The 4,796-nt window shown below is 68.4% G+C and carries 3 protein-coding genes and 1 pseudogene; all 4 read right to left on the bottom strand.

Annotated features, from left to right (window positions below):
- The coding region (locus tag ACEN88_RS24450; RefSeq protein WP_413343846.1) for a hypothetical protein at window positions 1–331 on the bottom strand (331 nt) is incomplete at its 3' end.
- Between the two features lie 9 nt (window positions 332–340).
- Complete coding sequence (locus ACEN88_RS24445) at window positions 341–4,066, bottom strand: tubulin-like doman-containing protein (RefSeq protein WP_413343844.1); 3,726 nt, start codon at window positions 4,064–4,066, stop codon at window positions 341–343.
- 18 nt (window positions 4,067–4,084) lie between these two features.
- Window positions 4,085–4,558 (bottom strand): hypothetical protein, encoded by a 474-nt coding sequence (locus ACEN88_RS24440; protein WP_413343842.1) that lies wholly within the window; start codon window positions 4,556–4,558, stop codon window positions 4,085–4,087.
- A 20-nt stretch (window positions 4,559–4,578) separates the two neighbouring features.
- Window positions 4,579–4,796 (bottom strand): annotated as a pseudogene (locus tag ACEN88_RS24435) (hypothetical protein); the annotation flags it as partial.

Below are 4,796 nucleotides of genomic sequence, written 5' to 3'. Positions count from 1 at the left end.
GCGCGGTATGGGCCTCGACCGGGCGGCCGCCGTGGCCGAAGGCTGTCGCGGGCGGCGTCGGCTTCGGCGACGGCTGCGGTGGCGCCTCCTGCACGGTATCCGGCGCATCCGACCAGCCCGACAATCCGGCGACGGCCTCCGCCCCGGCTGTCGCGGCAGCGGCAGTTGTAACGTTATCGGCGGCAACGCGGCGTACATGTCCATCGTCCTGCGGTGGCGGCGGTGCGCCGGCCTGCTGGGCCGTCCCGCAATACGGGCAGTACTGCACGCGGCGCGGCATGCCGCGTGCGCAGGCAGTGTTGATGCAGCGGTAGATTGCTTCGTCCTGCACGGTGCGTCCTTATTCGGGGTCCGGAATGCCGTCGTCGTCCGGATCGGGAATCGCGGCGCCGGCGGCCGCCATCAGTTCCGGGATGTCGGCCACGGTCTTCCACTTGTCCGCGCGCGGATTCCACTGCATGTTCCAGATGCGCGTGCCCGTGTCGATCTCGCCGCGCGTGAGCTGCTGCACGACTTCGTCCAGCGCGAACGGTCCGCGCTGCGCGCCGCCGACGAACAACTTGTAGCGCGCGGGGATCGGTGTCGCGCCGACGACGTACGCGGCCGGCCCGAGGCCTGGCGAAGGCACCGCATCCGGGGCGCCCGGCGTCGGGGCGACGACGGTGGGCGCGGCCGGCGCGAACTGCGCGGACGGCATGACCGGCATCGCTGCACGCCGTTCCAGCGCCTGCGCGGCGCGCGCGTCGGCCGACAGGAACTCGGGCCGGATCACGCGCTTGTCCGTGGGCCGTTCGACTTCCCACGCATAGGCGTCGGACGCGGAATCGGGTACGGTCTCCGTCCACGTGTCCAGCTGCGCGAGCGCCGCTTCCACCTGCGCGGGCGACAGGTGCGGATCGATGGACACGGCCCGCCGCATCCACTGGTCGTACAGGCGCCGCGCCGTGATGTACGGCAGCGAAGGCGACGGCAGCTGGGCGCCCGTCTCGTCCACTTCCAGCTTCGGTTCGTACACGCGCAGCTGATAATGGCGCATCAGCGCGGCCAGCAGCGCCAGCTGGTGCGGGCCCATCGCGGCCAGGCGCTGGCGCGTCGCCGCGATCACCTGCTCGCGGTAATACGGCGGCAAGCCGTTGGAGCGGATCGCGTACTCGTTGCCGATCTGGAGCCATTCGCCCGAGCCTTGCTCGACCTCGAACAGGTATTGGCCGCGCGGCTGGAACGCGGCCTCGCGGTCGCCCGCGTCCTGCTTGCGGCGCAGGACGCCCAGCGCGACGGCAGCCAGGAAGAATTCGTAGTCGTCCGCCAGCCGATTCAGCTCGTCCATCGACGGCGAGATCGGGTGGCGGAAACGCGTCGAATCGAAGTGCAGGTGCGTCGGGATCTTCGGGTTTTCGATCTGGTAGCTGGCGCGCCACGTCGGCAGGCCGCGCAGCACCGTCATCGGATAGCCGGACAGCTCGATATAGCACACCGCGCGTCCCGGCACGCCCGTGTTCACGACGGACACGAGGTCGCCGTGGAAGAACCCGGTCGGCACGGCGGCGCGGATTTCCCCTTCCAGCCTGCGCCACGCGGCCGGATCGCCCACGCCGATGAAGCACTTGAACTGGTCGGCGCTGGGCGTGAACTCGGCCGAGAAGCGCGCGTTAATCCATGGCATGGCGCTCTTGATCCATTCGGAGAAGATGCGGTGCCGTTCCTGCGGCGACATCGCGCCGAGACGCTCCACGAGCGGATCGGGCAGCTCGGCGACGGCCTGCTCGCCGGACAGCTGCAACTGCGCGCGCCGGAACAGTTTTAACAGCAGGTCGGCACGCAGTCTCTCGTCGCCCAGTTGCGGGAACAGCCGCGCGGAGCCGCCGAATTCCAGCAGCACTTCTTCGCTCCACGCGCTCACGTCGCCCGTCAGGCGCACCGGTTCCGGCAGCACGTCGCTCGCCAGCTTGATGTAGGTGGCGTGTTCCTGGCGCGCGTCGGCACGGAGCTGGCCGATGCGCTGGTCGACCGCGGCCAGCATCGCGCCCACATTGCGCCGCCCTTCCTGGAATTCGCCGGCGACGCCGCTCCAGCGCACCTGGCCGTGTTCGTCCGGCGCCTGCGGTTCGCCCAGCCACGCCGACAGGCTTTGCATGACCTCGATCGATTGTCCCGCCGCGACGGCGAGCAGGTGGAAGCGCAAGTAGTCGGCGATATCGCGCTTCAGGTGGTTCATGATCTCTCTCGCCTGCGCATCCTTGCCGAACAGCCGGCCCGCGGCCTGCGTCAGGTGGTTCAGCGATTCCTCGACCTGGCGCGTGCGCAGCGCGTCGCGCACGTCGCGGTAGCGCTTGCCGTTGCGCTGGACGCTGGCCAGGTCGCGCTGCGCGAGCCGCGCCTTCACCTGCTCCAGCAGCGACAGCACGAATTCGAGGCCGCCCTGCTTGCGGTCGTCCAGCAGCATGTACAACCGGCCACGCACGTTCAGGCGCAGTTGCGCGAGCAGCTCGCCCGTATGCCGCTTGATGCGGTCCTCGCTCGTCTCTGCCGTGGCGCCGGCCTCGCGGATGGCGTCGCGCTCCAGGTTCGGCAGCAGCTCGACGACCTTTTCCCGCCACAGCTTGAGGTCGTACGAGGCCATGATGCGGTCCATCTCCAGCTGCACCTTGCTCTCGACGCGCTCCAGCAGCGAGCGCTGGTCCTTGTCCAGCAGGAGCATGTCCGTCAGCGCATATTCCGGGAACGGCGTGACGTCGACAGTGCCCTTCTTGAAATCGGGGAATTCCGTGAACGGATGCTCGGCCATGCCCATCTGCTCGCGCATGAAGGCGTCCCGTTCCTGGTCGGTGGCGCGCCGCGCGGCCGTTCCATCGGCCGCGACGAGGCCGAAGAACGCCTTCACCATCAGCGCCGCCAGTTCGTAGGCGCGGATGTCTTCGCGCAGGCTTTGCTGCGTGTCGAGCACGGACTGGCCGAACGCGGAATACACCTTCGAGTACGACAGGCGCATGTCGCCGAAGGGCTGCTCCGGCACGCGCGGGTTGTACGGCCCGAGCTTGTGCTGCTGCTGGTTGACGGCGACGGAACGCTTGCGGTTGGCGAAGTCGGCCGACGCGAAGTCCTCGAACAGCGTGTCGGCCACCATCTGGTACACGTCCTTCACGTCCTGCGTCGCCTTGTTCGCGAGGTTCGCCGTGTCGACGAAGTACACGTCGTCGAACGGCGTGCCGCGGCCGACGATGCTGTCCGGCTCCATCCACTGCACGCGCGCGTTCATGTCGCGCATGCCCGTCTCCAGCTCCATCAACGTGGCGTACGCGTTCGCCTCCGTGCGCTCCTTGTTCGCCTTCGCATAGCCGGACGGCAGGAACATCACGAGGTCGACCTGGCTGTCCGACACTTCCTGGCGCGCGACGGCCTTGGCGATCCAGCCCAGGTCGATGGCGCTGCCCGCCCCCGTGCCGCCGGCGTTGGACGCGATGACGACGATGCGGAATTTCGACGTGTCGACCTGCAGGCCGAGGCGCTGGTAATTCTCCTTGCGCTCGATGCCCGCATTACTGCTCAGGAAATTCAACGCGCCCTTGATGCGGCCGCGCAGCTTCGGGTATTTGTCGAACAGGTACAAGCGCGCCAGCGCGCGGATCTGGCCCGCGCCCTTGGACGGGTCGATGCCCAGCGAGCGCAGTTTCTTCGGGCGCAGCGGCATCCAGTTTTCGATCAGCGGGAAGCGCGCGAGGCTGTCGTCCGACTCGTGGTACTGCGGCAGGTCGAGCGGTTCGACGAGACGTTCCTCGTCGCTCAGTTTCACGAGTTCGAACCACGGGTCGGTGCGCTGCGACTTGCCTTCGTCGATGACGGCGTTCGCATCGAGGTCGAAATGGAGGAAGCGCGCGACGGGAAAGTCGGCGATGGATTCGACGCGGGTCGGATGCCGGCGGTTCCACACGGCCGCAAGGATGCGGCGGCGAATGCGCATCATGACTTCCATGCCGGTGCCGCCGGCGCCGATGAACAGCGTCGGACGCAGGTCGACTTTTAACTCTGCCTTGTTGCCCAGGGATGCGGGATCGGGAAAATCTGCCATGGTGTTCTCTTTGAAAGGTCAGCGGCGGCCGACGAAGAAGGCCGCGACCAGCGTGACGACGCCGACGACGACCAGCGGTCCGGTGATGGCGGGCGTCAGGTATCTGCTCGCATTGACGATGGCCAGCACGACGGCGGCCGACAGGAAGCCCATGCCGACGAACAGCAGCCAGCCCGCACTCCCGGCCGCCGACGGCGCCACGCGCTTGACGACGAGGTGGTGCACGTAGGCGTTCCGCACGAAGAAGTAAATCACCAGCAGCACGACGAAGGCGACGGCGCCGATGGCCATGTCGCGCCCGGCCGTGTCGCGCAGCGGCGCCGCGCTCGTGTTGGTGGCGCCGCCGGGCGCGATCTCGACGGGCTGCGTCGCGGTGTCGGGCGTCGTCTTCGGCAGGCTGTCCTGCGGCGTAGTGGCCGTCTGGCCGGGCAGTTTGAAACCGGGGTCGGTGCCGGCGGTGTCGGGGGCGGGCTTGGTCTGGTCGTTCTGCATGGTGGAGGGTTCCCGTGGGTTCATCGGCCGAGCCGCACCTGCGCGCCTTCGCGCAGGTCCAGCAACTGGTGGCCGAACAAGGTCGTCTTCAGGCGGGCCACTTCATTGCCCGCCTTGTCGTAGATCGGTTGCGTGGCGCCCGCCCGCGTGTGCACGGTGCGCAATTCGTCTTCCACGACGAGCTGCACCCGGCGCGGCCGGCCGTACGCATATGCGGCGCCCGCGCCGGGTGCAGCTC

The organism is Massilia sp. CT11-108 (assembly GCF_047302915.1).
Taxonomy (GTDB): Bacteria; Pseudomonadota; Gammaproteobacteria; order Burkholderiales; family Burkholderiaceae_D; genus Telluria; species Telluria orientalis.
The sequence above is the reverse complement of the archived record's forward strand: the minus strand, read 5'-3'. Positions and strand labels throughout refer to the sequence as shown.